The organism is Terriglobia bacterium, assembly GCA_032252755.1.
GTDB lineage: Bacteria > Acidobacteriota > Terriglobia > Terriglobales > Acidobacteriaceae > JAVUPY01.
In genome coordinates this window covers 1-4,721 of record JAVUPY010000005.1, presented here as the reverse complement: position 1 = coordinate 4,721, position 4,721 = coordinate 1, and the positions used below count along the sequence as shown (strand labels likewise).

Here is a 4,721-nt window from a genome sequence, read left to right as displayed (position 1 = left end):
CCTTATTGTTTGCCGGGAGCATAGTCGTTGATGGAGCTGCACAAGCAGTCGTCACCGCTGTCGCCGGGGAAAGTACTCTGGCCCGTATTGCCAACGCAGTGCAGGAGGCACAAAAGCAGCGCGCTCCGACGCAGCGCTTCGTAGACATCTTTGCGCGGTACTATACGCCATCTGTCTTTATCCTTGCCGTGCTGATTGCGGCAGGCGGAAGTCTGTTTGGAAACGGGGGCGTCGGGCGTTGGGTCTATGAGGGGCTAGTTATTCTCGTTATCGCCTGCCCGTGCGCTCTGGTCATTTCAACGCCCGTCAGTATCGTGTGCGGGCTGACGGCTGCTGCCCGTCGCGGCATTCTAATTAAAGGAGGATCGTATCTGGAAAGTGGTCATCGCCTCAAAGTCATCGCGATGGACAAAACAGGGACGTTGACCAGAGGCACACCCGAGGTCATCGATACGATTTCTACTGGTCAATCGACCGAATACGATCCCTTACTCTACGCTGCCAGCCTTGATGACCAGAGCACACACCCGATCGCACGCGCCATTGTGAGCGCCTTCCGCAAGTTGCATCCCAACACTCCCTTATTGCAAGTCCACGAGTTTCGAGTCATCCCCGGACGCGGCGTTGCTGGATTTGTGGAGAGCGGCGAATGGCATCTTGGCAATCATCGGCTTATGGAAGAACTCGGTGTGTGCTCTCCCGCTCTGGAAAGCGTCCTGCGAGATCTCGAAAACGAGGGGAAGACCGCATTGGTCCTTTGTAGCCCCGTAGGGCCTGTTGCGGCGTTCGGTGTCGCAGATGTAGTCCGAGATGAAAGTGTCCACGCGGTACAGGCGCTTGCCCGGCTTAAGATTGCGACCGTAATACTCACAGGAGACAACTGGACCACGGCGAAAGCAGTGGGCGCGCAGGTAGGTATCACGGAGATATATGGCGAATTGCTTCCCGAGAATAAAGCAGAGACAGTTGCTCGTCTCCACGAAGAGCGAGGTTTTACCGGCATGGTGGGAGATGGGGTCAATGATGCTCCTGCTCTAGCACGGGCTGATATCGGATTTGCGATGGGAGCTGCCGGTACGGCGACCGCGATCGAAACTGCCGATGTCGCCATTATGGATGACGACATCGGGAAGATACCGGAGTTCATTCGCCTGAGCCAGAAAACTACGCAAATCCTAACGCAGAACATCACGATTGCGTTGCTTATCAAATTTGTCTTTCTTGGCCTCGCTCTCGCGCAAAAGGCCACGTTGTGGATGGCAATCTTCGCGGACATGGGAGGAAGCCTTCTCGTCGTCTTCAATGGAATGCGGTTGCTTCGAGGCGTCAACCAAGAAAGACGAAGTTAAATGGCACGCGGCAAATTTCCGATGGACATCGCGCGATGGAAGCGCTCCTTACGACGGCTCCACGCCGAGACAAGGGGAACGACTGGACACCAATAAAGAATCTTCGCTTATCTGGAGGCACATACGTGACAGAACACAACACGAATCGCGCACCACAATCGCTGCTCCACGTTCATGTTTGTTTGCATTGCGGCAGTCCATTCCGCAGAGAAGAAGTAGAAGGGCGCGTGCATACAATTGGGCTTTTCGTCTGCCCCAAATGCGGTAAAGAGGGACCGTTGAATATCGAAATCCATGAAGCCGACGATGATGAGTCTCAGATAGTCAAAACTCAATGAATCACATCGCCAGCGGAAGTTTTCTCTGGGCCGTCTGACCCATAACACCGAACTTTCTTCCGGCAGCCTTGACGAACTCATTCACCAGTCGGGATTTGCTGTCTACGCGCACCCCAAGGCTTGTGACAAGGCGAAGGCGGGGTTCAGCCAAAGGCCGCATCGTAATGCCATCACGAGCGATTCTCCATGCTGCGGATCGTGGCAAAAACGCAAGGCCATCATGCTCACGGATCAGCTCAGAGGCTTCTTCGGGACTGGTGAAGTTGTAAATGTCCGATGGATAGGCACCTCTTTCTGCACCGACAGAATGAATGGTGTCGTACAAATAGGGGTTTGCGTGCTTCCCGAGCACCATCCAGTTTCGCTTGTGCATCTGCTCCAAGCGAACTTCTCTGTATGCCGACAATTCATCCGCCATCGGCATTGCAATGTAAAAGGGATTGTCCGCAATGTTCAGGACGCTAAGCTGTGGTTTTTGGGGGACACCGGTTATCACGGCGAGGTCTAACGCGCCTGTGCTGACTTGCCGGGCAAGTTCATTGGAAAAGTTGCTCCAGAGCTTGATCCTCATCTCAGGGAAGAGTGAAAGCTGGATGGAAAGAAGTGTCGAAACCAGAATCGGTTCCGTATAGGAAGACTTGCCGATATTGAGGATTTCGTTCGGGCCATCAAGGACGGCCCGAGCGGAAAGAACCGCCCGTTCCGCGTGAGAGACAACCTCGCGCGCCTCGGGGATAAAGGCACGTCCTGCCTCTGTGAGTTCGGCAACTTGATGACTGTGTGTGAAAACCTGAAAGCCGAGGCCGCGCTCCAGCTTGAATATTTGTTTGCTGAGCGCGGATTGACTCATGTTCAGCCTTTCGGCTGCTCTTGAGAAATGAAGTTCTTCGGCAAGCACAATCGCTGATTGCAGCAATCGGATATCCGGTAAGACCATGACTATCCTCCAGGCAGCGGATTCTGGGAGGGGCAGCAAGCACTTCAAGATGGCGCGAATCAGCCACCAAATACAAATAATTGTAATCCTGAATCACATTCATTGGCAGCGGCATGAGTTGCCGGATTGACTGCCGTCATTCCAAAAAGGAATGACGCTCGCTCAAAATTTCATTGGACGATTGGCCCTCCGAGCGCGAACCTCGCTTGTAAACAAGCGCGCAGGGATTCGCTTGCAGGGAGGAGTCATTATGTTCGACGAGAAAAAGCCACCGGCGAGTGCAGGAACGGCCGATGGCCGTCCCCGTATCGACCGCGAGCCGTTGCTCGACAGCCATCAGGCGGCGGCCATGCTCAAGGTTCATCCGAGAACTCTCCAGAGGCTTGTCCATCGTGGAGAAATCGCAGCCGTGCATGTCGGCAAGCTATGGCGTTTCAAGGCATCGGTGCTGACCGAATGGATCGACAGAGACATCGCCAGCTAAGGACCAAACCCATAGAAAGCTCAATGTTTTCTGGTGATATTCATGCACGATGGCGTTACCCTAATGATAGCCATTCGTGCTGTGAAGTCGAGGAGAAAATACCTTGATTGATCGCACACGATATCAATTTGGAAGCGTCACGCTTAAGAAGCGGGCGAAGGGAGCCGACGTTTGGGAGTTCCGGTACTACGAGACGCAGGCCGACAATACGAGGAAGCGTAAAGCGACCTTCGTCGGAACCACGAATCAGTACAAGAACAAGTCAGACGCGCGGGTTGCAGTAGAAGCCCTTCTCCTAAAACTCAACGAAGAGAAACCACAGCATCACCTGGGTGCTGTCACCTTCGGCGCAATCTGCGACCGATACATCGAGGAAGAGTTGCCACAGCGTTACTCAACCCGGAAGTCGTATCTGTCGAATATCAAGTTGCATATTCGCCCAAGGTGGGAGCGTTACTTGTTGCACCAGATCCGGCCTATGGTGGTCGAAGGATGGTTGAAGAACATGGAAATGGCCCCGAAGTCGAAGGCGCATATCCGCAGCGTCATGCACCTGATGTTCGAGTGCGCGGCCCGCTGGGAATTGTTCAACGACCGTCGCAACCCCATCCAGATTGTCCGGGTCAAGGACGGCAGCAAGCGGCGGCAGCGCCCGCCGGTGTTTACTGTGCAGGAGTATGAAACCATCCTCGGTCTGTTGAAAGAACCGTACCGAACGATGGTGATTGTGGCGCAGTGCCTCGGTCTTCGCGTGAGCGAGATCGCGGCGCTTCAGTGGCAAGACTTCGATTTCGAGCGTCAACAGCTTCTCGTACAGCGGAGCATCGTGAACGGGAACGTCGATGACGTGAAGACGGAGTATTCGCGGGATCATGTACCGCTTGATGCGGCCCTAGTAGAGGTTCTGCTCGTATGGAGCAAGGAGGCCACGCCGACGGAAGAAGGCTGGGTCTTCGCAAGCCCCTCCACGAACAAGCCCTACCAGACGACCGAGATTCAGAAGCGGCACATTCGCCCTGCGGGATGCTGCCTTGTGGAGTGTCCGACGTGCGGTGCGGGGGTTGGGGTCTGGTGCAGCCAGGTCAAACCGACCCCGAACGGCAAACGGCTACTCATCCACGAGGAACGGCAGGCCGCTGCCGGGAAGTACGGTCATCTCGGCTGGCACACGTTCCGCCACACGTACCGTTCGTGGCTGGACGAGACCGGAGCGCCGATGAAGGTGCAGCAGGAACTTATGCGTCATGCCTCGATCCAGACGACGATGAACGTCTATGGGCAGGCCATGACATCATCCAAGCGGGAAGCCAACAGCAAGGTTGTGGAGATGGTGCTCAAGCCGATGAAAGCGAGCGCCTGAAACTTAGATTTTGCGAATGGGAGTCAGTGGGAGTGAATCTAAGGGAAAGGGCACTCAAATTCGACTCGTAACTGATTGATTTGATTGGTTGCGGGGGTAGGATTTGAACCTACGACCTTTGGGTTATGAGCCCAACGAGCTACCGGGCTGCTCCACCCCGCATATACAGTTTAGCAACTTGCCGGATGGGGGTCAAATTGCTTCAATGCAGGGGGTCCAGGCTATCCGGTACACTTCTGGGAGCCCCGAATTG

4 protein-coding genes and 1 tRNA gene are annotated in these 4,721 nt (G+C 54.8%); 3 read left to right on the top strand and 2 right to left on the bottom strand.

Annotated elements, in window-relative coordinates; translation table 11 throughout:
* Window positions 1-1,349, top strand: a 1,349-nt coding sequence (locus ROO76_00490) for a heavy metal translocating P-type ATPase (protein ID MDT8066620.1), incomplete at its 5' end; no start/stop codon positions are given.
* A gap of 339 nt (window positions 1,350-1,688) precedes the next feature.
* On the opposite strand, the gene ROO76_00485 is transcribed toward ROO76_00490, so the two are convergent.
* A complete protein-coding gene (locus ROO76_00485; GenBank protein ID MDT8066619.1) occupies window positions 1,689-2,603 on the bottom strand; it encodes a LysR family transcriptional regulator in 915 nt (304 codons plus the stop codon).
* Between the two features lie 271 nt (window positions 2,604-2,874).
* Between ROO76_00485 and ROO76_00480 the strand changes: the two genes are divergently transcribed.
* Together ROO76_00480 and ROO76_00475 are read left to right on the top strand one after the other, a co-directional pair.
* Window positions 2,875-3,108 carry a helix-turn-helix domain-containing protein gene (locus ROO76_00480; protein ID MDT8066618.1) on the top strand — a complete coding sequence of 78 codons (234 nt, stop codon included), beginning with the start codon at window positions 2,875-2,877 and terminating at the stop codon, window positions 3,106-3,108.
* Between the two features lie 103 nt (window positions 3,109-3,211).
* A complete protein-coding gene (locus tag ROO76_00475) occupies window positions 3,212-4,468 on the top strand; it encodes a site-specific integrase (GenBank protein MDT8066617.1) in 1,257 nt (418 codons plus the stop codon).
* An 85-nt stretch (window positions 4,469-4,553) separates the two neighbouring features.
* Here ROO76_00475 and ROO76_00470 read toward each other — a convergent pair.
* Window positions 4,554-4,630: transfer RNA gene (locus ROO76_00470), tRNA-Met, on the bottom strand.
* Between the last annotated feature and the right edge of the window lie 91 nt (window positions 4,631-4,721).